Raw genomic sequence first — 23,026 nt, 5'->3', positions numbered from 1 at the left:
ACACCCAACGCGCGGCGCCTGGCCTGATCACCCTTCGCGGTCGGCTGATCAGGGCCCGTGGTGGTAGACCACACCCGACTTGATGCCGCCGGTGTTCGCGAACAGCTGCGGGACGGTGACCAGGGTGTAGCCGCGGGCTTTGAGGCCGGAGATGATTTTGGGAACGGCCGGTGGGGTGGTCGCGTACGTGTCGTGCATGTCGATGATCGCGCCCGGCCGGACGTGATTGAGAACGCGTTGCTCGATGAGCGGGGTGTTGTGGTTCTTCCAGTCCCGCGGATTGACGTTCCACATGATCACCGCCAGCCCAGCCCTGCCCGCAAGGGCTCGCACGCGGGCGTTCCACGCCCCGTACGGCGGTCGCAGCATGGTCGGCCGGTGCCCCGTGATGGAGGCGATCTGCCGGGCGGCGGTGGTGATCTCGTAGCTCACCCGCGCCGAGGAGATCCCGGTCAGGCGGGGGTGGTGGACCGTGTGGTCGCCGATCGCGTTCCCGTCCCGCGCCTCGCGCAGCACGACCTGCCGGTGGGCCAGCGCATGCGGCCCGATGAGGAAGAACGTGGCCACCGCGTGCCGGGCCTCAAGGTCACTGAGCAGCTGCGGGGTGTACCGGGAAGGGCCGTCGTCAAAAGTGAGCGCCACGCACTTGGACACCCGACAGTCTGGCCCGGAACTCACAGGCGAGGCGTACGCAGGCACCGCCGCCGAGGCCGTCCCGACCACGACAGCAGCCGCTGCGATCGCCGGATGCCACCAGTTGATCCGGTTCGGCATAACGCACCAGCTCGCCTCTTACGCCCCCTGTCGGTCTTCCTGCCCGCGGCACGGACACAGAAACCGCCAGGACCGTTCGCGGTACGCCGTCCCATCTCGCTCGCCGCCTAGGCAGGCCGCCGCCGAACGGCTCCATCCACGGCGTGAGCAACCGTACCGGCGAGGCAACAAGCGGCCCTACGGTCACCGGACCACACGACCAGACGGTCCCCATCAAACCGCCTAACCGGCGCTTCGCGGGGCGAGGCTGGTTGCCGCCGTCAGCGGGGCGGCGATGTCCTCCAGCGAGCGGCGTTCGGCTGGCACGGCAAGGAAGGCGGCGACGACGCCAGCCGCCATCATGAGCGCGGCACCGATCTGGAACGCCAGCACCGTGTCGGACGCGACTCCCGTGCTCGTGAGCTGGGAGAAGAGCAGCGGTCCGGTGATGCCACCAGCGGCGGTGCCGACCGCGTAGAAGAAGGCGATCGCCATTGCCCGGGTCTCCATCGGGAAGATCTCGCTGACGGTGAGGTAAGCGCTGCTCGCGCCCGCGGAGGCGAAGAAGAGGACGACGCACCAGCACGCGGTGAGCGTGACCGCGGTCAGCGAGCCCCGGCCGAAGAGCCAGGCGGTGACGAACAGCAGCGATCCGCTGAGCACGTACGTTCCAGTGATCATGGGACGGCGGCCCAGGGTGTCGAAGAGGTGACCGAGCAACAGCGGCCCAAGGAAGTTGCCGATCGCGATGACCACGAAGTAGTAGCCGGTACTACCGGAGGGGACCCGGTAGAAGGTGGTCAGGATGGCGCCGAAGCCAAAGGTGACCGCGTTGTAGAGGAAGGCCTGGCCGATGAAGAGCGAGAGCCCCAGCACCGCCCGGCGCGGATAGGACCGGAAGACGGTTGCCGCGATCTTGCCGAACCCGATGCTCTTGCGCTGGTGGACGGTGATCTCTCGGTCGACCGGCTCCAGGTCGTGGCCTACCTGGGCGGCGACCTTGGCCTCGATGGACGCGACGAGTTCCTCGGCCTCCGCCTTGCGGCCGTGGATGAACAGCCAGCGCGGCGACTCGGGGACGTTACGCCTGACCAGCAGGATGACCAGGCCCAGCACCACCCCGAGTGCGAAGGTCAACCGCCAGCCGAGGTCGGCCGGGAAGAGTGCCTTGTTGAGCATGAGGATGGACAGCAGCGAGCCACCGACCGCCCCGACCCAGAAGCTGCCGTTGATGATCAGGTCGACCCGGCCGCGGTAGGTCGCGGGGATCAGCTCGTCGATGGCCGAATTGATGGCGGCGTACTCCCCGCCGATGCCACAGCCGGTCAGGAAGCGGAAGAGGAAGAACCACCAGGCGTGGAAGGAGAGCCCCGTCAGCGCGGTGGCGCCGAGGTAGAGCGCGAGGGTGACAAGGAAGAGCTTCTTGCGTCCGTAGCGGTCGGTGAGCCAGCCGAAGAAGAGCGCGCCCACACAGGCGCCCGCCACGTACAGGGCCGCCGCTACGCCGGTGACCTGGGCGCTGGTGATGGCCAGCCCGCTGCCCTTCTCCGACAGCCGGGTGGCGATGTTGCCCACCACCGTCACTTCGAGGCCGTCGAGGATCCACACCGTGCCCAGCCCGATCACGACCATCCAGTGCCATCGCGACCACGGCAGCCGGTCCAGCCGCGCGGGCACGGAGGTGGTGATGGTTCCCGTTCCCTCGGGACGTAGGTCAGCACTCGCCATGACAAAGCCTCCCTGATGCGTCCCGAGGACCCCACTGCTGGTTGCGCGCGTTATACCTCTTCCCGCCGACGCCAACGGCATGCCGGGGCCGTGCGGGTGAGCGCGAGGCCGAGCGCCACCCGCCTCCCCCAGGGTGTGCGGACACTTTGCCCGGCTGTATGGACGGCAGCGACTCGCCAAGGTGGCGTCTGACGGTTGCGCAGCCAGCGACGGACGGCCCGGTACTCCATCGCCTGACGACTCGTTCCAGCACCGAAGCCATGCTGAAGGATCGACGCACCGTCAGTGGTCGCCTGGACCGGGAGCTCCTCGCCCCAGATGAGACGTACGGGGTGGCGTCCTGGCTTCGTCTGGTGTGGTCGCCGGGCCGTGGAAGGTGGCACGGCACGGTAGGCGCTGGGGGTGACACCGAGCCGGGCCTGCAGATGCTGGCGGAGCGAGACGGGAGTGCCGAAGCCGACCTGGGAGGCGGTGTGTTCGACGGTCGTGTCGGTCTCTTCCAGCAACTGCCGGGCTCATTCGACGCGTTGATGCTGGCCGACGTGGTCCGGGACACCACCGGCAGCTACTCCACCGTCTGGGCCTCGCCGCAGCGCTCTGCGTCACCATCAGGCTCCCGCACGGTGCGCCCACCACAGCACAGGAAGCCCGGAGTTGAGGCGCCAGCTCCGCATTCGGCAGGCTACTCCCCGTCGTGAGGCGAATGCGGAGGTTGTTTCAGATAGCTGGTGGTGTTCCCGCGCCATTGTGGCGGGCCTCAACGCCATTGGAACGAGCAGGAGTTGATGACCATGCCACAGACTGGTACCGCACCGTCCGAACTCAGGCGACCTGCGGTATGTGCTGGCCGAGTTGGCGTGTCCGTGCTGCGTTTTGACGCCGCGCACCTGTCACGCCGTCGAACCTGGCGGGTCCACATGCCATGATCTTTGGCGTACGGAGCCCGACCGACCGGAAGGACGCCATGCCCGCCTACGCCATAGCTCACCTCCAAGAGGCTGCCCCTCACCCAGAGATCGCCGAGTACATCGAGCGCATCACGTCCACCTTCGAGCCGTACGGCGGACACTTCCTCGTGCACGCGACGTCGCATGAAGTGAAAGAGGGCAGCTGGCCAGGGCACGTCGTGGTGATCGGCTTCCCCGGGATCGCCGAGGCGCGGGCCTGGTGGGACTCCCCCGCATACCAGGAGATCGCACCGCTACGCTCGCGGCACATCGTGGGCGACATCATCCTGGTCGAAGGTGTTCCCGAGGGCTACGACCCGGCTGCCACCGCAAATTCGATACGGGAGAGCCTGCCTTCCGAGTAGCCCTCGGAATTGCCGCAGCGACGGGCACCACGCCAGTTTGGGGAAACGCACGTCAACGCCCGGGACCAGGCGGCCTGGAGGTTTCCCTGAGTCGCCGACGACAGGCCGCCACTCCCGAGCGAGTCGACATCCGCCATCACCCGCCGACCCGATGCACATCGCCGCCTTCCCCGGCCGAGTTGCGCCACGTCTCTTGTAACGCTCGTCGACCAACTGGACGTTGCGCAAGCGCCACACCAACAACGGTAGTCAGCCGTTCATATGACCTATTTACCCCCGCGAGTAGCCCATTGGGCGGCGGGCAACCTGAATGCATGGTGAACCTTCGCAGAGCCTTAGCGGCTCTCTTCGCTGTGGGCCTCGCCCTCACTGTGCCCGCGACGCCAACTGCCGTTAGACCTCCGTGTGGAAGCTGCTGACACCGGCCAGTCCCGCGGATCAGGAAAATGACAAGGTCGTCGCGCCGGTTGCGCAACTCGGCCCCAGCAGTCGCCCGTTCGCCGTGCGGCTTGGTGCGACCGCCACGAACGCCCAATCCTATGGGGGGAGTTTGTCCATGTCCGCTTTTCGGCAAGCTGGCAGGGCCGTAGTGACGGTGGTCGCCGTCCTCGCCACCCTGCTCGTCTTCCACACACCCGCGTCGGCCGACGCGGGAAGCGGTAACGCCATCCACTCGGGCCTCTCAAGCGACGCACGGCCGGGCGTAGCCGCCACCACGTACAAGTGGTTCAGCTGGGGGGACCTGCAGGTCGGCGACTGCCATCAGACCGGCGGCTATCTCCGGCTCTACTCAGACGGAAGGCTCACCTTCAGCGCACGAACCTGGACGGACCGAACGTTCAGTGGAGACATCTGGCATGCGCGCTTCCAACTCAAGGACTCCTCCGGCCGATCCCTGTTCACCACGGCCACATACGACAGCCCGGTCATGTGGCCGAGCAAACCGCACGACTGGACAGCGAACGGCACCTTCGAACCCAGCGTCTACAACGGCATCGCCAGCGTGACCCAATGGGCATCGTGCTGAACAAGACACGAGTGGCGGCTTCGTGCGTCCTGCGCAAAGCCGCCATCAAGGCCGGTGGCAGGGTTCGGCTCGCCGTCGCGACGATCAACCCCTAGACCGCGCCGGTGCGTCCGCTGGGTCGCCACCACTATCCGGGCGATGCACGATGCGATCTGCACTGTCACGACCTCCGGGCAAGACTGCGGTGACGCTTCGTCAAAGCCCGGGTTCTCCCCAGCAGGGTGCGTACGGCGATGCCCGCAGAGGCGATGACTGTGAAGCCGCCGAGGATCGTGGGCAAGGTGATTCCCTCGCGCAGGAACAGCGCGGCCCAGCAAATGCTCATCACGGGCTGGACGAGCTGTATCTGACTGACTTGCGCCATCGGGCCGATTGCCAGTCCGCGGTACCAGGCGAAGACGCTGAGGAACATACTCACCACGCCGAGGTAGGCGCACGCTGCCCAGTGGATCGGGGTCCCCGCCGGAGCGTGCTGGGCGATCGAGACGCCGTAATGAGTGGGTTCCCCGCCGAACCGACCGGCGCCTACCTCCGGCTCAACTACTCCGGTCCGAACCCTGGCGCCTTCCCAGACGGCGCACGCGTCATCGGGCGGGCTCTCGCGCAACAGCAGGCGCCGTAGCAGCCGAGTGCGGCGGGGTGGTGCTCAACGCACTGCACCGTTTAACACCAGCAGACGATTTCAACGTGCACGAAGAGGACGTGCCCCCCCTCTTGCCGTTCTCCGCCACCGCTTCGGCATGCTGAACCGGGTGCTTCCTCCATCCGCCGGACCCATCCGGCAGCACCGAACTCAGGCGAGGGCGACCGTCGTAGGGCGCCCGCCGCGGCATCACTTCTCGTGCCTTCGGGTGATCAACTGGAAGAGGCGAGCGGTGTGCATGTACGGGTGGCGCGCGGTCATGGCGAGTTCGAGGCGTTCAAGGCTGTTGTAGAACGCGGGATCATGCTTGCGTTCATCGTCGGTTACGTAGTCGCACACGCAGCGGATACCGTAGTGCCGCACTTCACGGCAGCCCAACTCCTCAAGCACCGGGGCGATCTCCTCGGCCGTGTGGAGCGTCAGCGCCGCGTCGAACGTCTGGGTCCGAGCCTGATCGGTGTCGAGCGCGGCCATCGCGGCGACAAGGTCCATCTCGCGGACGGCAACGGTCAACGGCGCCGAATGCCGGTTGATCGCCATCACGGAGAACAGTCCGCCCGCCCGAAGCGGGCCGAGAGCCGAGGAAAGCGTCTGGCGGACATCATCAACGTACTGGAGGAGGTTGTGGCACAGGACCACGTCGAACTCCCCTGCAGCGAGGTCAGCGGGCAGCGCGTGCATATCGGCCTGGACGCAAGTGATCAGCTCCGCCAGGCCGCCCGCGTCCGCCCGCTCGGCTGCGGCGGCGAGCATGGTGGGGGCGTGGTCGACGATCGTGACATGGTGGCCGCGAGCGGCGAGACGTACGGCGTCGCCGCCGTCGCCGCCCGCGAGGTCGAGGACGCGCAACGGCCCATCTGCCAGATCGTCGAGATGGCGGACCAGGTTCACCTCTCCAACGACGTAGCGCAGGCGGCCCCAGGGGGCCTCCTGCCACTCCCTCCAAGCGGACATGGCGGTATTGAACTTCTCCGCAGCTTCAGCCATCCGTTGACGATAGCGGCCAGCCCATCGCCGCCATGCCGAACCCATGGTTGAACGCCCGGGGCTGGGCGCCACCCGGCCAGCCAGTCGACGACAGGCCTCCGCTCGCAGTCACCTCCCCAGCAAGCGCCTTCGCGGGGCTACACCGCTGGGACCCGTCAGAAGGTTTCAGGAGATCGCAGCGATCACGTCGCGGTGGCAACCACAGCGCTCACTCCCGCCTCGAAGTCCGATCCAGCAGAAACGGCTCAATCCGCGCCCAGGTGGTGGCGGACGTGATGCGGTCGCAAACGGCAAGCTTGCCGAACACCGGTACGTCCGGTAGGCGGGGCGGGCCGCGCGGCTGCGCACGAGCTTCGGGTTCACAGCCACCGCTTGGCTGCTTCGACGCTGTCACCGCCGCTCGTGTTGAACGCAATTGCAGCCTTCGGCGTATGACGTCGGACCAGGTTCACAGCCTGCTCAAAAAGCGGTAGAAGAGGCTCCGGCTTGCGGATCCCACCCCCGATGACGACCACATCCCAATCGCGTTCGGCCAGTGCTGCGGCGATCACTGACTCGGCCGACTCGTCCAACGCAATCAGCGTCATGGCCGCATCGATGGCGTGTTCGCCAAAGCGTGCCAGTTCCTGATCGAGGCCAGCGCGGATGGTGCCTCCATCCATACCGGGCACTGCGTGCGGGTCGATTCCAAGAATGAGAACGCAAGGCATGCCCAAGGGGACGAACCAGTCGACCGAGCTGGTTCCCAAACGCCAGGCCAGCGTCCGTTCAGAGGCCCGACGCTCTGGTGGAGCGCGAGGTCGTCCACACCTCACCGCGTCTTCATGGACCCGGAGGTTCGCGAACGCCCTCGCGCGGTGCCGCGGCGCACCGCGGTCTACAAGTCCGAGCGCGGTAGCCGGACCGAGACCTCCCTCCGCCTCCTCGCCAGTCCCCGCCACACAGCATCCTGCTGCTCGCGACTGACCTGGGAAGGCCCGACCACCAGAGGCGACAGGCCACATGGAACCGAGCGTCGAGATCCGCAGACTGCAAGTCGCTGGAGTGGGCAGCGACACGACGTCATCGACTGGCATACCACTGAGCTATGCACGAGGCTTGGGCCACGAGGGACCCAAAAACCAGCGCGAGGAGAGCGATGAAGGCTTGGACGGCTGCGGTCAGTGGCCGCCGGACGGAACGTCGCAGCCGGTATGGTCGGGGTAGCCAGCGAAGGCATCCGCCTGGGTGGAGACTCGGTCCATCGTCCCCTCCAGGCACATCCGGGAGGCGTCGACGAGGAAGTCGATCCCGGTGGGGCCGTTCTGGTACACCTCCACCGTCCGGGCGGGGTAGCCGAGGCCGGTCAGCGTGCTGCGGGTGCTTTCCACCTTGAAGTCACGGCGCTTACGTAGCGGTTCAAGCGCACTCTCGATGCGCTTGGCAGCCGCGAGCCCGTCGCAGCGGCTCTGGCCGTGCAACGGGATGGGAACCCTGAAGCCGTGGTTCTCGGCGTAGTGGTCGGTGGGCGGCGCGGCTGGGCCTGTGGCGTCCGCGGTCGTCGACGGCGCCGACGTGGGGCTCTCGCCAGGGCACGGGAAGTCCACCGGCGTACTCGGCGTCACTGCCGCGGTCCGGGAGGGTCTGTCCGCACCAACTTCGTCTCCGGGCCGATGAGTTCCACACCCCGCCGCCAGCACAGCCAGCACCGACACTGCCGGTATCCCGACCCGGACCCCCGTCGTCCTGATCACCGTCATGCCCCGGTCCTCCTCCACGTTCGTCTGCCCGTACCGGACGATCATCGCGGAGGTTGGTCGAAGGGCGCGGGAGCCGCAGCCAAATGACCCGCCGGTATGGCCGATTCCGGGTACCTCGCCGTCCTCAGTGGCCGAAGCAGCGTGCCGTTGCGGCCCGTTGACTACACGCAATCGACGCGACACGTCGGTGGCTGGGTCCCCACAGGCCGCTAGACGTCGTCCGGCAGCCGCACGCCCGGTGGCGCGGGACGCACTCGACCACGTCCGCTGACGCGCACGTCAACCTGCAAGAAGTACACCAGCGGCAGGCACTGGCTCAGTGCAGGAGTTGGGTCACGGTTCCTGAACCGGCAGCACGACCGTGGAGCCGGAATGCGAAGGACTGGCCGGGCTCAAGGGCGACGGGCCGGTCGAGCGTTACCCTCACCGCGGCTTGGTGAAGTGGCTGCAGCGCGTCCATTTTACGGGGCAGCGCCACGACGCCTTTCACTCCACCAGCGCGTATGTAGAAGTCAAGTCTCTCACCAGTGCGCACTTCCCCGCCGCCCTGCTCCTCCGACAGCAGTGCGATGTCCGCCCCGAAGGCAGTGTGTGCGTCGACCGATCCCGGCGCCGCGAGCACCTGTCCGCGCTCCACCGCTCCCGCCGTCGCGCCAGGCAGCAGCAGTGCTACGTTCATGCCCGCACTCGCCTCCTCGACGCGCAGCCGAAAGGCTTCGATTCCGGTGACGCATGCAATCGCACCGCCGTGGAAGCCGACCGTCGCCACCTCATCGCCCGTTCGGACCCGCCCGCGCTCGATCGGGCCCGTCGCCATGATGACCCTGCCCTGGTTCAGGCGGAAGACATCCTCCACAACCATCAGGAACGGCGTCTCCACGGGATTCACCGATGCTCCCCTCACCGTCCAGCGCATCGGCCGTGCGCAGGCACCTGAGCCTAGCAACGATCAACGATGTTCGGCCCACCCTGACCGGCAACCAGCTTCCGCAGACGAGCGGCTGTGCGTCGTCCGCGCGCCGGGCCAGGGCGAGTCGGGAGGGAGTCAGTCCGGCAACTGGTCGGGAGACCACATCGCCGCGCGTGAGGGGTGGGGTATGGCCGACGGCGACCAGGCAGATGCCGCAACGGTCGACCAGGGCCTCGTAGGAGCGAAGAAACACCCCGCTACGGCTCCCACTCGGTGCCGATTCCGTAGGCGCCCCTCCTCGCCCACCTGGAGACCGTGCACGCGGAGATCAATCCTGGGAGAAGACCGCGCGGGCAACCGCTCTCCAAAACTGACGCCGTGATCATCTCAGCGGTAGCCAGAGGGTACGGGACAGGTTTCAGAGGCCGCCGGGGTCGATGTTTGACATGCGAGAAGGCGATGAGGGTCGGCAAGACGAACAGCGACATGGCCTGGGGCTCGGCGCCGTCGTGGCGGTCCGCCGAAGGCCAGGCCCCACGACGCGCTCGGGATTCCCGGCCGCACCCCCCAGACCGCGCCCAACCTGCCAGTTCTGCAGGTCGGAGGGCTACCGACGCTCGGGACGAGTTGCCCTCATCGATGTTCGGGAACAGTGTGGAAGGGGGACACATACGCGGGATCGGAGACCGCCGTGATCATCCTGGGCATCATCTGTCTGATTGTCGGATTCCTGCTCAAGATCGCCATCCTCTGGACCATCGGCATCATCCTGGTGGTAATTGGCGCGATCTTGTGGGTCCTGGGTTCGGTCGGGCACGCCGTTGGCGGCCGACGGCATTACTGGTAGCGGACGATTGGGCGTCCCCTTCAACGATGGGCGGCGGCCCTAGGCAGCATGCCCGGGGTCGTCGCGTTGGGCCGCGACGGCACCGCACGGCAGTGCGTCGTCAAGTATGGGTGCCTGCAAGGTGAGTTCGGCGGTCGACCGCCGGTCTCGCGTGGCGGCGCCCACGCCTTCTGACTGGAGTGGGCGGAGGCGAAAGGCAAGCGTTTTCCAGACTAAGGGCGCACCGCTGCGGGCCAAGCGAGACCAGGTTTAGGGTCGCCACGGAAGGCCGCCAAGCCTATCCTGACGGCGGCGTCTACGGGGAGGGAACCGATCATGGGAACGTTCGTGCTCGTGCACGGGGCCTGGCACGGAGCCTGGTGCTGGGAACGGGTGCGCAAGCACCTGACGGCGCGCGGTCACCAGGTGGTGACGCCGGAACTGCCCTCCGATGTCGCCGGGTCCGGACGGGCCGAATACCTCGCCGCCGTCAGCGACGCGCTCGAGTCCCGCTCCGAGGTCGTTCTCGTCGCGCACTCGATGAGCGGACTCGTGGCACCGCTGGCGACGGGCAACCCCGCGGTCAAGTCCCTCATCCTGCTCGCGGCCCTGGTACCGCGACCCGAGGTTGCGTGGCAGGCCAACGGATTGGAGCCGTTTCCGGAACAGATGCGGGGACGTCTGGCCAGGATGAACTTCGACGAGTTGGGACGTTCGACCCTGGACCCCGCTGTCGCGACCGAGATCTTCTACCATGACTGCACCCCAGCCGACTCCGCGGACGCCGTCGCCCGGCTGCGCCCGGACGCGAGCGTGATCTACCAACAGACCTGCCCCGCCCTGCCAGAGCGTCGCGTGCCAACCACCTACGTGTCATGCCGCCAGGACCGAGCGGTGGACGGCAAGTGGAATGCGGCCGTTGCCCAGGATGTGCTCGGAGCCGACGTCCAAGAACTCGACGCCGGCCACTCGCCGTTCTGGTCGATGCCAGAGCGGTTGGGCAACCTGCTCGTCGATCTGGCGACGCGCTGACCGACTACCGCGGTCTCCACCGCCTGCCGGAGAGCGGCGGCCTTACCTGCTCAAGCACATCTCGCACGACTGGCCCGACGAAGACTGCCTGCGCGTCCTCGGCACCTTCCGCCCCCCGCCCTCGCGCTGGACATCGTCATGCTGATGATGCTGCGCGGACCGAACGCACCGCCGACGAGTTCGAGGCCCTGCTCACCGATCCGGGTTCCGCCTGAACACCATCATCCCGACCCAGCTCCTGTCCTCGGTCATCGGGGCAGAAGCCAACTGATCCAGACCGGCCCAAGATCGACCGACTCAACCACCCTGTTGAGCACTTCAGTTGGCCATGCCGACTGAAGTGCTCGGGTACTGGCGCGGGCGCCGGACTCGCTCTCACGGGCGTTTGGAAGCGTCGCCGAACCCGCGTCTGCCCGGACCGGGTGACAGTCCTCGCCGACGCGGTACAGGTGGCAGGCTGGAAGGCATGTGTGGCCGTTACGTATCCACCCGTCGCCCGGAGGACCTGGCCGGGCTGTTCCAAGTCACCCGCTGGAACGCGGAAGAAGTCGTGGAGCCGAGCTGGAACGTCGCTCCGACGGACGCGGTCTGGGCGGTCCTGGAGCGGGCGCACGAAGACACAGGCGAGGTGGAGCGGCAACTGCGCCCGCTCCGGTGGGGCCTGGTGCCGTCATGGGCGAAGAGCCCCAGTATCGGATCGAAGATGATCAATGCTCGGTTGGAGACGGCGCACGAGAAGCCGGCGTACCGGCGCGCTTTCGCCAAACGCCGCTGTCTCCTGCCGGCTGACGGCTTCTACGAGTGGCAGACCATCCCGGCCAACGAGAAAGGCAAGGCCCGCAAGCAGCCGTGGTTCATCGCACCGGAAGACGCGTCGGTGATGGCCATGGCCGGGCTGTACGAGTACTGGCGTGACCCCGAGGGTGCGGAGGAGGATCCGGCGGCCTGGTGGATGACCTGCACCATCATCACCACCGAAGCCAAAGATGCGGCCGGCCGTATCCATCCACGCATGCCACTGGCTGTCGCCCGCACTGACTGGGCCTCCTGGCTCGACCCCACCCACCACGACACCGAGGAACTCCGAGCGCTCCTGACCACCCCAGCCGCCGGACACCTCGCCGCCCGACCGGTGTCCACCGCGGTCAACAACGTTCGCAACAACGGACCGCACCTGCTGGACCCGCCACCGCCGCAGGCCGGATGAGTCACCGCTGCGGATGCCCTGAGCCGTGTGCTGGGTGAAGCGATAGGTCCCTCGAACGGGAGGCGCGCGGACGACGCCGCCACCGCCGAGAAGCTGCTGCGGGGGTCGGATCCACGGACCAGCATCGACGCGGGCGCTCACGAACGCACCTCACCCTGCGGGCATGCCTACCTGGTCGCGTTCCAGCACGGAGCGGAGTTGCGAGAGGGCCCGTGCGGCGGCCGAGATGGGCGCCCCCTTCAGGGCGTCTCCGAGCAGCTCGATCAGCCGCTCTGTGAAGGTTTCCTCCGCTTCGTTGACCAGTCGCAAGCCGTCGTCGGTCAGGGCCAGTAGTGAGGAGCGGCGGTCCGACGGATTCGGTTGCCGGACGACCCATCCCTGCTTCTCCAGGCGGTCGGCGCCCTTGCTGGTCGCCCCGATGCCGATGGCGAACTCGGCGGCGAGGTCGGCGACCCGGGAGCCGGGGTGGTCGCGGAGGTAGCGCAGGAATTCGAACTGCGAGGTGACGATCCCGTGCCGCTCGCGAAGGCGGTCGTTGAGGGCGTTGTACACACGCGTCTCGCACCGGACGAGGTCAGCGAAGAAACCCTGCAGGTCAACTGTGCCACCACTCAATTTATATTCCACGGCATATAGTGTAGTGGAAGCTACTTACAAGGGGAGCAGACACATGAGCAAGGAACAGCGCGCGAAGATCGACGCCATGCTGCGGCAGCCCCGACCCGAGGGCCCTCGAACGGTCGAGGAGATGCGGGCAGGCTTCAAGGCGATGATGGCCGAGATGATCGTCCCGGATGGCATCCGCACGGCGGCTTCGACGCTCGGCAACCGGCCCGCGCTGCTCGTCGAGCCGGTCGAGCGCCCGCGCACCGGGACGATCCTGTACTTCCACGGCGGCGCCTACGTGTTCGGATCTCCCGAAACCGCGCTGTCGCTGACGGGGAACCTGGTGGCCAAGACCGGCTTCAGGGCCTTCTCGCTGGACTACCGACTTGCCCCCGAGCACCCGTTCCCGGCCGCGATCGAGGACGCGCTGAGCGCCTACCGCGCCCTTCTCGACAGTGGAGAAGACCCCGCGACCATCGCGTTCGCCGGTGATTCCGCCGGAGGCGGCATCACCGTCACAACCTGCCTTGCCGCCCGCGACGCGGGTCTACCGCTGCCCGCGGCGATCGTGGCTTTCTCTCCCGGACTCGACGCCACCCGGACGGGAGAGAGCATGGACACCAGGGCGGGCTTCGACCCGTTCTTCACGCGCGAGAGCCTGGAACACACCGGAGCCATGTACCTCGCAGGGCAGGATCCGCGACAGCAACTGCTCAGCCCGGCCCTCCTCGCCGATCTGACCGGTTTCCCGCCGATGCTCCTGCAGGCGGGCACGAACGAAGTACTCCTGGACGACTCCACGCGCATGGCCGCGCGCGCCCGCGCAGCCGGAGTGGACGTGATCCTCGACGTCACCGCCGACGTGCCCCACGTGTTCCAGGCGTTCGCCGGTGTCCTCGACGAGGCCGACCAGGCGCTGGATCGCGCAGCCCTCTTCATCGCCCAACACATCCGCACCCCCGACACGGCGACTGCGTCAGCGCGGTAGCCCGCAGCTGACGACGGCGGAGCGGGCTGTGGTGAGACCGCAGTCCGCGTCGCCTCCGAACGCCACGGCCACGACGGCGGTCACGTCGGCCGCAGAACCCGCGCCGAGCGGAATGGGACCGCCCTAGGCTCGCTCAGTCGCCCGATCCGACACGAAGACATGTGCCGCCTGCTCCACCCGCAGCTTCTCCAGCAGGTCCCGCTGCCGTTCGGCACGCTCCAGCAGATCGTCGAGCAGGCCCTTGGAGAGGTTCGGCTCGGTCTCGGCCGCCTCACGCAGCGTCCGCCAACCCGCCGCCTTGCCCTCCACCCCCAGCCGCAGCATCTCCAGTTCCAGCAGCAGACTGAGCGGCGAACGCCGTACGAGTCGACCGTTGGTCTTCAGCCTGCTCGCCTTCTCCCCCACCCATCCCGCGACGACCTTGTGGCGGTGGACCGGAACGTCAAGCCGCTTCATTATGTCCAGCAGATGGGCCCGGTCCTCGGCTATCTCAGCCGCCAGCCGACGCAGCGACTCGGCGGTCCCGGGTTCATGGGGCAGGTTCGCCAACCGACGGGCCAGGTCGGTACCGAACGTGGCTCCCCCGAGGTGATCGTTGAGATACACCCCCAGAAGCCGCAACCGCTCCGCCCGCGGCTGTCCCGCGTGTGACCGTTCCACGGTTCCTCCCTGTCCCCCACACGCTTCCTGACATCCGCTCCTGGGCTGCATGCTCCTCTATGGGACGGATCACCCTGATCAAGGCGGATAAACCCAAAGATCCCATCCCGCCACGGTCGGGCACACGCTCAGCAACTCGCCGGTGACACTCCCGTGCGATGGATGGCGCAGGCGTCTCGCCCAGGCCGCGGTCACCAAGTCGGCGGTGAGCGCGACGGTGACGCCGTGGGCGCCCGGCCGCAGAGGCCGCCGAGGTCATCCTGCGGGATCGCGCGAATGGGCGTGGCTACGAAGCGGCCCCGGCCAGGCCTGGGAGGGCTGACCGGGGCCAAACGAAGGCTGTGCTCAGACCTCCCCGCGCCAGGCGCCGGTCTCCCGGCCGCGGGACTCGATGAACTCCTTGAAGTGCTTCAGGTCGTTCTTGGCCTGCCGCGTCACGAAACCCAGCTTGTCGCCGACGGTGTCGGCGATGCCCTGCGGGTCGTGTTCCATCTGCAGCATCACCTTCGTGTGGTGATCGTCGAGGCGGTGGAAGGTGACCACACCGGCCTGCCGAGCCTCACCCTGCACGGTCGTCCACGCGACCCGCTCGTCGGGAATCTGCTCCGTGATCTGCGCGTCGAACTCCCGCTGCCGCCCACCGACCTTGGTGACCCAGTGGGTCAGCGTGGGGGTGCGTTGTTCGATGCGTTCAACACCGTCCATGAACTGGGGAAAGTCCTCGAACTGGGTCCACTGGTTGTAGGCAGTGGTGACGGGGACGTCGACGGTGATGGATTCTTCGACAGTCGACATGTGACAGCGCTCCTTTGTGCGGGGACGACTGTTCCTCAGTGCGGGTACCCGAGTCAGCAGATGGCATGCCAGCAACCGGGAGGGCCTCGGCCTGCGCGTTTCCTGTTTCCCGCCGACGGGTTGTCACATCCGGCTGGGCCGTCCGACACACGCCTTGAGGAGCACGTGATCACAGACCTTCCGAAACGGCCATGCCGCCGGGGGCGCCTGGCCGGAACCAGCAGCGCGCCTCCCGCGCTCGGCTTCGCTACCGTCGATCCATGCGCCTGCTGCTCACCTCGGACACCCATCTCCCGAAACGAGCCAAGAAGCTCCCCGAGGAACTCCTGGCACAGATGGAACTCGCCGATGTGGTGGTGCACGCCGGTGACTGGGTCGACCTGGCCACGCTCACCCTGTTCACCTCACGTACCCAGCGGTTGATCGGTGTGTACGGCAACAACGACGGCCCTGAGCTGCGTGCCCGGCTGCCGGAGGTGGCTCGCGCCGAGTTGGACGGGCTGCGGTTCGGCGTTGTCCACGAGACCGGACCAACGCGCGGTCGCGACCAGCGCTGCGCACAGCGGTTTCCGGACCTGGACGTGCTGGTCTTCGGGCACAGCCACATCCCGTACGACTCCATCGCTCCCGGCGGACTCCGGCTGCTCAATCCCGGGTCGCCGACCGATCGTCGACGCCAGCCCTACTGCAGCTACATGACCGCGGTGACGGAGCCGGGACGCCTCTTCGAGGTCGTCCTGCACGCATTGCCACCCCGTCGATGACGAGCGCGGGCGCCTCTGACCAGACAGCTCCGGGAATGGGCACACATGATGCCGAGCCGCGCCGACGCAGCGCTTAGTTCGGGGGCGGACTTGGGCTCCGCCGGAGGGTCAGGCGACCGGCTGGCCGATACCCAGCATGTTCCCTTCGCTGTCACGAAACCAGGCGCCGCGTTCGCCGCGTGCACCCTTGCTCGGGTAGTTGCCCTCGATCTCGGCGATGCCGTCCCTCGTTCGCCCGCCGCCCAGCAGACCAGACAGGTCGACCTCCTCGAACACCACGCCGTGCCGCTTGAGTTCCGACACGACCCTCCCCAGGTCGTCGACCTCCCAGGCCATCTGCGTGAACGTGCCGGGCGAGGCCCCCGTCGACTGGAAAAGTACGAAGTCCGCGCCTCCGCACCGATAGAGCAGCCCACCGGGCCGTTCGTCGACCGGCTCCAGCCCGAGCTGCTCGAAGTAGAAACGCCGCGCCCGCTCCAGGTTCTGAGCCGGAAGCCTGGTAGCTACGCGCGCCCCGGCCAACAGGCCCCTGTCCACTGCGTTCATTTCTCCACTGTGCCGCAAGCGATGGCCGGACGGTTGGAGGCAACAGACGCTTGGTGGTGCCCAGGCCAACCAGACCAGTACGGGTGTCCGCTGATGCCGATCGCTTTGGCGCCCACCGGATGCGCGTGTGTCTGCGGGGCAGGACCCTCCCTCACGGTCGCGGCCACGGGGCGGTGGTCGCTGCCGGAGTTCGGCAGCACCCACGCCTTGGTCGGGGTGACGCCTCTGCCAGGATCTGGCGATCCGTCCCATCGGGAACCGCGCAGGCCAGCTGAAGCCGAATCCGTCGCCCGCCGCGGCTTGTGCCGAATGGAGCTGAGAGGTTACCGGGGCAAGGCTTCGGTCGTCCACGGTTCCGTTGAAGTCACCGAGCACGATGATGTCGCGCAACGACTCGTGGGCAATCGCCTGGTCCGGACCGGGTATCGGTGTCCCTCACCTCAGCCGTGGCACGAGATGTGCCCGGTGCGTCTGGCTGAACCACGGTCCGGCTCCCTCTCCCTCGTTTGATGTTGTCTGTTCGTAGGGCCCGGGGGACGTACAGGTCGTCAGCTTTGTGCGGGCCCTGGTAAGGCCCGCACAAATCACGCTCGTCGCCACATGACGAAGTCACGGGGGCGCATCCCGTGGCCCGGTCAGACCTGGTAGGCCATCGACCTGTTGGTGGCGTTCTGACGCAGCCATTCCGACGTACGCAGCAGTCCTTCGCGCAGCGGTACCTGAGGCTTCCAGCCGGTCAGGTCGTGTGCCTTGGTCGCGTCACACAGCAGTCGTTCGACTTCGCTGCCGGACGGGCGTATCCGACCCTCGTCGCGTACCACGCGTGCGGGCGAGCCGGTGACTTCGATCAGCAGTTCGGCGAGTGCGCCGATCGAAATCTCCTGTCCCGAACCGATGTTGACGACCTCACCGACCGTGCGGTCCGACTGGGCCACGGCGAGGAAGCCGCGCGCGGTGTCTTCGCTGAAGGTGAAGTCTCGGGTGGGCGTGGTCGCGCCGAGCTTGATCTGCGTCGCACCGGCGTGGAGCTGGCCGAGGATTGCGGGTATGACCGCGCGGGCCGACTGCTTGGGGCCGTAGGTGTTGAACGGGCGGACGACGGAGGCCGGCAGATCGAAGGCATGGGCGTAGGACAGCGCCATCATGTCCGCGCCGATCTTGGAAGCGGAGTACGGCGACTGCGGTTGCAGGGGATGCGACTCGTCGATCGGGGCGGTGCGGGCGGTGCCGTAGACCTCGCTGGTCGAGGTGTGGACCATGCGTGCCACGCCATGGCGCAGGCAGGCGGCGGCGACGTTGTGTGTGCCTGCGGTGTTCGTCTGCACGTATGACTCGGGAGCCTGGTAGCTGTAGGGAATCCCGATCAGGGCGGCGAGGTGGAAGACGACTTCGCATCCTGCGACGGCGTCGGCCACCCGGCCGGGGTCGCGGACGTCGCCGGAGACGATCTCGACATCGTGTTGCAGATTGGCGAGGTGGCCTCGGTCGCCGTACGGCTTGTAGTGCGCGAAGCCACGCACCTTCGCGCCCCGAGCCAGCAACTGTTCGACCAGGGTGCTGCCGATGAAGCCCTCGGCTCCCGTCACCAGTACGGTGCGGCCCTGCCAGTAGGTGGTGGCGTCGTTCTTCATGCGATCTCCTTCGTCTGCTTGGTGTGGCGGTGTTGTGCGGCCAAGTCGAGTACCCAGTCGGCGAGTTCGTCCGCCGCGTGGGCATGCAGTGGGGACGCGGCAGCCTGTGCCATCGCTTCGAGACGCCCGGGGGTGTCCAACAGCGCGCCGAGTTCCCGCTGCAGACGCTCCGCGGTCGCCTCGGTGTCGGGGACGAGCACGGCCCCGCCCGCCTCGACCAGTTCGCGGGCGTTGTGCGTCTGGTGGTCGCCGGGCGCATAGGGGTACGGCACCAGCACGGCGGGTACTCCGGCGACGCTGAGCTCGGCGACGGTGGCCGAACCCGAGCGGCAGACCATGAGGTCGGCGGCGGAGTAGGCGAGGTCGATGCGCTCCAGGTAGCCGACCGCATGTGCCACCGACTCGGCGCCGAGCTGGGCTATTCGAGCGTTCAACGGGCCTGGACCGCCCTTGCCCGCTTTGATCAGCAGTTGCACGTCACGCCGGTCCCGCCAGCGGCCCGCCAGTTCGACGGCCGCATCGTTGAGCCGTACCGCGCCCGCGCTGCCACCGTTGACCACGATCAACCGGACGCCTTCCGGCACGCCGAAGCGGCGCCGGGCCAGTCGGCGGGAGGCGGCCCGGTCCAGTGAGGCGATCTGCGGCAGCAGCGGCATGCCGATGACCCGGCACCGATAGCCGAAGGCCGCCGCCCCGGCCCGGGAGGCGACCGCGATGTTGGGCGTCAAAGACGCCGAGAAGCGGTTCGCGCGCCCGGGCACCGCGTTGGACTCATGTATCAACGAGGGGATACGGGCCAGGCGCGCACCGGCGATGAGCGGCGCGCTGCTGTAGCCGCCCATGCCCACCGCTACATCGGCTGCGACCTCCCGCAGAATGCGGCGGGCCTGTTCGGCGGAGCGGGCCAGCGCCGCAGGCAGCAGAAAGCGGCGGGAACCGAGCGATCGGTCGAACGGAATCATGTCGACGGTGTGCAACCGGTACCCGGCCTCGGGTACCAGCCTGGTCTCCAGCCCGCGCTCAGTGCCGGTGAAGACCACGGTCGCGTCCGGCTCGGCCCGCAGTACCGCCTCGGCAAGCGCGAGCCCCGGGTAGATGTGTCCGCCGGTCCCGCCGGCGCCGATGGCGATGACGGGGCCCGAGCTCTGGATCTGGTGAGTGCCCATGCCCGGGGACTGTGCGTTGGAACCCTAAGAGAAAGCTGAAAGGAAAACGGCACACTGGAACCCGTCGGAGATTCCACACTCCGGCCCCAACCTGGCACACCCGACGCTCCCACCGCGGCCGAGGCCAGCGCCTCACACACCCCTTGTCCAGCACCTGCTGATCCCCGACGCTGTACCGGGCGATGTCGTCGTCGACACCTTCGACCTTCTCCTGCGCTCCTGGACCGCGCTCGCGCAGCATCCGGTCCCAAAGGATGACTCCTGAACTTGGCGACCTATGGCTGCGCTTGGCGGGAAGCCCCGAAGACGGGTCGGGTCGTCGTGGTCAACGGACTACCGGCGCTTCATCGACGTTCGCCGAAATGGCCGAGCCCATACCTACGTCCTGGTGAACACGGCCGAGGCGGTCGCGGCGTCGCGACCGCCGCGTCGACTCCGGAGTCCTTGGCGAACACGGCAGTTGGCGCGAAACTCGCCAGCGTCAACTTGGGAATTCCAGGGCTGACTGGCCGGTTGAGGTCATCGATACGGTTCGACAGGTCCGTGCGGACGATCCGCTCGCGGCGGGTCGGCGCGGGAACGCCCATCGCTGCCCCTCGACAGGAGAACTCATGACGATTCTGGTGACCGGCGCGCGAGGACATGTGAGCGCGGCCGTCCTGCGGGAATTGCTGGAACGCGGCGAGCCCGTGCGGGCCGCCGGGCGCAAGCCCCAGGAGGCTCGGCTGCCGGAGGGCGTGCCGGCCGTGCGGCTCGACCTCTCCGACCCCACCACGTTCGAGGCCGCTCTCGACGGAGTCCGCAAGGTGTTCCTGTACGCGGAGCCCGCAGGCATCGGCGCGTTCCTGGACGCGGCGCGCGCCGCGGGCGTGGAGCACATCGTGCTGCTGTCGTCGCAGTCGGCGGGCGAGAAGCGCGCGGAGCCGAACGCCATCGGCGCGTTCCACATCGCGGCGGAGCAGGCGCTGATCGCGTCGGGCATTGACTGGACCATCGTGCGGCCCGGCGCGTTCGCCACGAACGCGCTGCAGTGGGCACCCTCGATCCGCGCCGACGGCGTGGTGCTCTCCGCGTTCCCGAACACGCACAACTCGCCCGTGCACGAGCGGGACATCGCGGCGGTGGCGGTCCAAGCGCTGCTCAACGAAGCGCATCGCAAGGCGACTTACCACCTGACCGGCCCCGAGTCGCTCAGCGAGGAGCAGATGGTCGAGCTCATCGCGCACGCCATCGGCAAGCCGGTCCGGATCAAGCCGATCAGCCGCGAGGAGGAGCTCGCCCGTACGGCACGGTCCACGGGCCCCGAAATCGCCGATGTCCTGATCGCGTACCGCGCCGCAGGCGACGGCGTGCCCGCCGAGGTACACGACGGGGTACGGGAAGTCACGGGGCGTCCCGCCGTCCCGTTCTCGCAGTGGGCGAAGGACCACGCGGCCGAACTTCGGAAGCCTTCATCCCGTGGTGAGGCCACGGCGCGGGAGGACCGCCACGCCAGTCGTCGGCGACCGGCCGGAACCGGGGGGTCGGTCGACCACGGCCGCGGTCTTGCTGACGGTGGCGGCGGTGACCTACAACGACTGGCTGCTGCAGTTCCTGATTCCCACCGGGCTGGACCAGCGCAACTCCTACGTCAGCGAGGTATTTGCCGCCGACCAACCCCATCGCCTGCTGTTCAGCGGAGTTGAACTTGCCACGGCAGTCATGGTGATGGCCGCGGGGCTGATGGCTGTGGACGGCGCACTGGGGGGCTGGGCTGCCGTCGTGGCGTTCGGGATGTTCTCGGTGGCGGATGTCGCGTTGCCGATGCGCTGCGCGCCCTCAAGGGAGTCGGGCTGTCCCGCCGACAACCTCTGGCACACCCTGACCAGTGCCCTGGTGCACTTCTCCTTGTTCGCTTCCATGGCGGCGTTCATCATCGCCGCCCACTCGGCTCCCAGGCGTTGGCCGTTGGCGGGACGCTGGGCGCGGTGGCTGCTGCCGGTGTCCATGGCCGCGGCCATCTCCTCCGTGGGCCCCTATGTGGGCTGGCCGGGCGGGCATGGGATCGCCCAGCGGATCCACTTGGTGACCGTGGCTCTGTGGTTCTTCCTGCTGGCAGCCGAACTGCGGTGCCGCCGGACGAACGGTGAAGGCACAGCGTAGGAGGGACTGCGGGGGCCGTGCCGCTGCTGGACCGCGTGGTCGTGAGCACGGGGTCCGGTACACGCCCGCGAACCGGGGCGCGTCCGTTCCGGTGTAGGTGAGCCGCGTCCCGTGTCGGCAGGAGTGCGGCCGACGTTGGTAGGGCCGTGAGAATGTACACCCTGTCCCGGCTGGGCGCTCCCGCGGCGCCGAGGTCATGATCCGACACCCTGCGGAGCGTGGCGGCCCGCAGCGCGGCACGTTCGCCCGGCTTGCCGAGTGGGGCTCGAACCTGACCAGTTCGCCGCTGTTCTTCTCGTTCTGCCTCCTGCTCGTCGGGGCGTTCATCGCGGTCCATGTGGCCGGTCTGTCGTTGGACTGGCAGCACGTCGCGGGCGACGCGATGGGCGCTCTCACGCTGCTGTTGCTGGCGTTGTTGAAGAACGCTGAGCGTCGTGCGGAGCATGCTGTCCAGCGGAAGCTGGATGCCCTCGCGACCGCGCTGCTTCACCACTGGGGCGGTGAGCAGGGCGAGGCACGGCAGTGTCTCAAGGAGGCCATCGGGATGGAGGAGCAGCTCTGACAGCCTGATCTGGGTGGAGTTAGGCGGAACTGAACTGAAGTTTCGCACGATTCGTACGTAGCTGGATTCGACTGTGCTCTGGGCAACGCTCAGCGGCCCGGATACGTCCAGGGCGCGGGTCGCCGGTGCGTAGTTCTCCAGGTACACGAACACCCCGTCGCTCGCCACTGAAGATCCCAGGCAAAGGATGTTGCGCCCAATATGCGCCCGACCCGCGACGGCACCGCCGTACCATCTCTTCAAGCGCGTCCTAGCCTTGGGGAGGAAGCCGTGAGTACCCCCGACCTGTCTGCCGCGGACCTGTGGCTCCCGGATCCGGAAGAGCATGATTTCCCGGCGGCCGCCGACTACTTGGACCTGCTCGTCGATGCGGAGCAGGTGGAGCGGGCCGTGACTGCACTACGCCAAGCCGGGACGATCGCCAAGAAGGCGAAGGACATCATGCGGGCGTCTCAGCTGCCGCTGCTGCCCGCGGACAACATCCATGTGAAGCACAACATCCACAAGGTCCGGGATGGCAAGAAACTCAGTCCCGTGCTCCTTGTCCGAGGCCAGCCGCTGATCATCGCCGACGGCTATCACCGGGTCTGCGCCGCCTACCACTTGACGGAAGACCTCGACATCCCCTGCCGACTGGTCAGCCCGTAACGCGAGAGCAGGTCAGTTGGGACCGCTCCCACCGTTTGTGTCGCTGCTCGAAAATCCAACAGGAGGCGGAAGCGGCTCAGCGTTGCCGCTGCCCCGTCAAGGTGCTGACGGGAACGTGATCCCACTCCTCGTTGGCCTGACCGACGCAGTCGTTCTGGCCATCCACCCCCGCCGTGGAACTCTGACCGTCTCATGGCTGACGCCTCCCGCCGAGGCAAAGCGCCGGGGGGCGAACGCAAACGCCACGCGGGGCGGCGGCACTTGGAGTGCCGTCGCCCCGCGTGGAGTGGTGTCTCGCCTGGAGTGCGTGCTCAGTAGGCGGAGTTGACGTTGTCGATCGAGCCGTAGCGGTGC

25 protein-coding genes and 1 pseudogene are annotated in these 23,026 nt (G+C 67.7%); 12 read left to right on the top strand and 14 right to left on the bottom strand.

Going from position 1 to position 23,026, the window contains the following annotated elements; genetic code table 11:
- Window positions 1-48: 48 nt before the first annotated feature.
- Together O5O46_RS27000 and O5O46_RS26995 are read right to left on the bottom strand one after the other, a co-directional pair.
- On the bottom strand, window positions 49-654 hold the full coding sequence (locus O5O46_RS27000) for a polysaccharide deacetylase family protein (RefSeq protein ID WP_269858193.1): 606 nt from the start codon (window positions 652-654) through the stop codon (window positions 49-51).
- 342 nt (window positions 655-996) lie between these two features.
- On the bottom strand, window positions 997-2,481 hold the full coding sequence (locus O5O46_RS26995; protein ID WP_269858192.1) for an MFS transporter: 1,485 nt from the start codon (window positions 2,479-2,481) through the stop codon (window positions 997-999).
- A 260-nt stretch (window positions 2,482-2,741) separates the two neighbouring features.
- Here O5O46_RS26995 and O5O46_RS35670 point away from each other — a divergent pair, with 260 nt between their 5' ends.
- The 3 genes from O5O46_RS35670 (at window position 2,742) to O5O46_RS26980 (ending at window position 4,820) form a co-directional block, all read left to right on the top strand.
- Window positions 2,742-3,179 (top strand): hypothetical protein, encoded by a 438-nt coding sequence (locus O5O46_RS35670; protein WP_443072635.1) that lies wholly within the window; start codon window positions 2,742-2,744, stop codon window positions 3,177-3,179.
- Between the two features lie 266 nt (window positions 3,180-3,445).
- Window positions 3,446-3,793, top strand: coding sequence for a DUF1330 domain-containing protein (locus tag O5O46_RS26985; protein ID WP_269858191.1), 348 nt, complete (start codon window positions 3,446-3,448; stop codon window positions 3,791-3,793).
- A gap of 403 nt (window positions 3,794-4,196) precedes the next feature.
- Window positions 4,197-4,820, top strand: a complete 624-nt coding sequence (locus tag O5O46_RS26980) for a DUF6294 family protein (RefSeq protein WP_269858190.1) — start codon at window positions 4,197-4,199, stop codon at window positions 4,818-4,820.
- Window positions 4,821-4,980: 160 nt separating this feature from the next.
- Here O5O46_RS26980 and O5O46_RS26975 read toward each other — a convergent pair whose 3' ends face one another.
- From O5O46_RS26975 to O5O46_RS26955, 5 genes are all read right to left on the bottom strand, one after another.
- Window positions 4,981-5,427: a DMT family transporter gene (locus tag O5O46_RS26975; protein WP_269858189.1), complete on the bottom strand. Its 447-nt coding sequence runs from the start codon at window positions 5,425-5,427 to the stop codon at window positions 4,981-4,983.
- Window positions 5,428-5,652: 225 nt separating this feature from the next.
- Window positions 5,653-6,495 (bottom strand): class I SAM-dependent methyltransferase, encoded by an 843-nt coding sequence (locus tag O5O46_RS26970; RefSeq protein ID WP_269858188.1) that lies wholly within the window; start codon window positions 6,493-6,495, stop codon window positions 5,653-5,655.
- Between the two features lie 314 nt (window positions 6,496-6,809).
- Complete coding sequence (locus O5O46_RS26965) at window positions 6,810-7,160, bottom strand: hypothetical protein (protein ID WP_269858288.1); 351 nt, start codon at window positions 7,158-7,160, stop codon at window positions 6,810-6,812.
- 450 nt (window positions 7,161-7,610) lie between these two features.
- Window positions 7,611-8,054, bottom strand: coding sequence for a hypothetical protein (locus O5O46_RS26960; RefSeq protein WP_269858187.1), 444 nt, complete (start codon window positions 8,052-8,054; stop codon window positions 7,611-7,613).
- Window positions 8,055-8,505: 451 nt separating this feature from the next.
- Window positions 8,506-9,078 (bottom strand): EF-Tu/IF-2/RF-3 family GTPase, encoded by a 573-nt coding sequence (locus O5O46_RS26955; protein ID WP_269858186.1) that lies wholly within the window; start codon window positions 9,076-9,078, stop codon window positions 8,506-8,508.
- Window positions 9,079-9,790: 712 nt separating this feature from the next.
- On the opposite strand from O5O46_RS26955, the gene O5O46_RS26950 reads away from it, so the two are divergent.
- The 3 genes from O5O46_RS26950 to O5O46_RS26940 all read left to right on the top strand — a co-directional run bounded on the left by O5O46_RS26950 (window position 9,791) and on the right by O5O46_RS26940 (window position 12,164).
- Entirely contained in the window at window positions 9,791-9,946 is a 156-nt protein-coding gene (locus O5O46_RS26950; protein WP_269858185.1) for a DUF6131 family protein, read from the top strand.
- Between the two features lie 315 nt (window positions 9,947-10,261).
- The gene (locus O5O46_RS26945; RefSeq protein WP_269858184.1) at window positions 10,262-10,957 is read left to right on the top strand and encodes an alpha/beta fold hydrolase; all 696 of its coding nucleotides are present in this window, start codon (window positions 10,262-10,264) and stop codon (window positions 10,955-10,957) included.
- Between the two features lie 466 nt (window positions 10,958-11,423).
- A complete protein-coding gene (locus O5O46_RS26940; protein ID WP_269858183.1) occupies window positions 11,424-12,164 on the top strand; it encodes an SOS response-associated peptidase in 741 nt (246 codons plus the stop codon).
- A 150-nt stretch (window positions 12,165-12,314) separates the two neighbouring features.
- On the opposite strand, the gene O5O46_RS26935 is transcribed toward O5O46_RS26940, so the two are convergent.
- A complete protein-coding gene (locus O5O46_RS26935) occupies window positions 12,315-12,791 on the bottom strand; it encodes a MarR family winged helix-turn-helix transcriptional regulator (RefSeq protein ID WP_269858182.1) in 477 nt (158 codons plus the stop codon).
- 43 nt (window positions 12,792-12,834) lie between these two features.
- Here O5O46_RS26935 and O5O46_RS26930 point away from each other — a divergent pair, with 43 nt between their 5' ends.
- Entirely contained in the window at window positions 12,835-13,758 is a 924-nt protein-coding gene (locus O5O46_RS26930) for an alpha/beta hydrolase (RefSeq protein WP_269858181.1), read from the top strand.
- 123 nt (window positions 13,759-13,881) lie between these two features.
- On the opposite strand, the gene O5O46_RS26925 is transcribed toward O5O46_RS26930, so the two are convergent.
- Together O5O46_RS26925 and O5O46_RS26920 are read right to left on the bottom strand one after the other, a co-directional pair.
- Window positions 13,882-14,418: a hypothetical protein gene (locus O5O46_RS26925; protein WP_269858180.1), complete on the bottom strand. Its 537-nt coding sequence runs from the start codon at window positions 14,416-14,418 to the stop codon at window positions 13,882-13,884.
- 345 nt (window positions 14,419-14,763) lie between these two features.
- Window positions 14,764-15,213 (bottom strand): SRPBCC family protein, encoded by a 450-nt coding sequence (locus O5O46_RS26920; RefSeq protein ID WP_269858179.1) that lies wholly within the window; start codon window positions 15,211-15,213, stop codon window positions 14,764-14,766.
- A 260-nt stretch (window positions 15,214-15,473) separates the two neighbouring features.
- On the opposite strand from O5O46_RS26920, the gene O5O46_RS26915 reads away from it, so the two are divergent.
- Window positions 15,474-15,977 carry a metallophosphoesterase family protein gene (locus tag O5O46_RS26915; protein WP_269858178.1) on the top strand — a complete coding sequence of 168 codons (504 nt, stop codon included), beginning with the start codon at window positions 15,474-15,476 and terminating at the stop codon, window positions 15,975-15,977.
- 108 nt (window positions 15,978-16,085) lie between these two features.
- On the opposite strand, the gene O5O46_RS26910 is transcribed toward O5O46_RS26915, so the two are convergent.
- From O5O46_RS26910 to O5O46_RS26895, 4 genes and pseudogenes are all read right to left on the bottom strand, one after another.
- Entirely contained in the window at window positions 16,086-16,523 is a 438-nt protein-coding gene (locus tag O5O46_RS26910) for a VOC family protein (protein ID WP_269858177.1), read from the bottom strand.
- A gap of 152 nt (window positions 16,524-16,675) precedes the next feature.
- A pseudogene (locus tag O5O46_RS26905) lies at window positions 16,676-16,904 on the bottom strand (hypothetical protein); the annotation flags it as partial.
- Window positions 16,905-17,158: 254 nt separating this feature from the next.
- Window positions 17,159-18,154 (bottom strand): SDR family NAD(P)-dependent oxidoreductase, encoded by a 996-nt coding sequence (locus tag O5O46_RS26900; RefSeq protein WP_269858176.1) that lies wholly within the window; start codon window positions 18,152-18,154, stop codon window positions 17,159-17,161.
- Window positions 18,151-19,320: a UDP-N-acetylglucosamine--N-acetylmuramyl-(pentapeptide) pyrophosphoryl-undecaprenol N-acetylglucosamine transferase gene (locus tag O5O46_RS26895; protein ID WP_269858175.1), complete on the bottom strand. Its 1,170-nt coding sequence runs from the start codon at window positions 19,318-19,320 to the stop codon at window positions 18,151-18,153. Before O5O46_RS26895 ends, O5O46_RS26900 begins: the two co-directional genes overlap by 4 nt.
- 611 nt (window positions 19,321-19,931) lie before the next feature.
- Here O5O46_RS26895 and O5O46_RS26890 point away from each other — a divergent pair.
- From O5O46_RS26890 to O5O46_RS26875, 4 genes are all read left to right on the top strand, one after another.
- Window positions 19,932-21,005 (top strand): NAD(P)H-binding protein, encoded by a 1,074-nt coding sequence (locus O5O46_RS26890; RefSeq protein WP_269858174.1) that lies wholly within the window; start codon window positions 19,932-19,934, stop codon window positions 21,003-21,005.
- Entirely contained in the window at window positions 20,902-21,462 is a 561-nt protein-coding gene (locus tag O5O46_RS26885) for a DUF998 domain-containing protein (protein ID WP_269858287.1), read from the top strand. The genes O5O46_RS26890 and O5O46_RS26885 overlap by 104 nt, the downstream gene beginning before the upstream one ends.
- A 196-nt stretch (window positions 21,463-21,658) precedes the next feature.
- A complete protein-coding gene (locus O5O46_RS26880; RefSeq protein WP_269858173.1) occupies window positions 21,659-22,024 on the top strand; it encodes a hypothetical protein in 366 nt (121 codons plus the stop codon).
- Window positions 22,025-22,294: 270 nt separating this feature from the next.
- Window positions 22,295-22,672: a hypothetical protein gene (locus tag O5O46_RS26875; protein WP_269858172.1), complete on the top strand. Its 378-nt coding sequence runs from the start codon at window positions 22,295-22,297 to the stop codon at window positions 22,670-22,672.
- Window positions 22,673-23,026: the final 354 nt, after the last annotated feature.

The sequence above is a fragment of the Streptomyces sp. RPT161 genome (genome assembly GCF_027533845.1).
In the GTDB taxonomy this organism is placed as follows: Bacteria; Actinomycetota; Actinomycetes; order Streptomycetales; family Streptomycetaceae; genus Streptantibioticus_A; species Streptantibioticus_A silvisoli_A.
Note: the sequence above shows the minus strand (reverse complement) of the source record. Positions and strands in the feature narration are given on the sequence as shown.